This window comes from Bacillus sp. SIMBA_005 (assembly GCF_046535585.1).
Classification (GTDB): domain Bacteria; phylum Bacillota; class Bacilli; order Bacillales; family Bacillaceae; genus Bacillus; species Bacillus pumilus.
In genome coordinates this window covers 1-238 of sequence record NZ_JAWRWI010001120.1, presented here as the reverse complement: position 1 = coordinate 238, position 238 = coordinate 1, and the positions used below count along the sequence as shown (strand labels likewise).

Here is a 238-nt window from a genome sequence, read left to right as displayed (position 1 = left end):
ATGTAAAAATCGTTTCCTGGCTTCTCTCCTTATATATAAACGGATTCGGCGTGAAAATCTGATAGCCGATGCCGCCGTTCTCTATGACAATATATTGGGGAGATACATAATCAATCGTCCCTTTAACAAATTCAATCACGCAAATTCACCTCTTTGACTGTTCTTCATTGTACCATAAAAACAGCCAAAGTCTTATAGAAAAGTTAACATATGTTCGCTTCTCTCTCATTCTTTCACG

1 protein-coding gene is annotated in these 238 nt (G+C 37.4%); it reads right to left on the bottom strand.

All coding sequences use genetic code 11. The features are described 5' to 3' along the window. The coding region (locus SB660_RS23610) for an OB-fold domain-containing protein (protein ID WP_410585023.1) at nucleotides 1-139 on the bottom strand (139 nt) is incomplete at its 3' end. Between the last annotated feature and the right edge of the window lie 99 nt (nucleotides 140-238).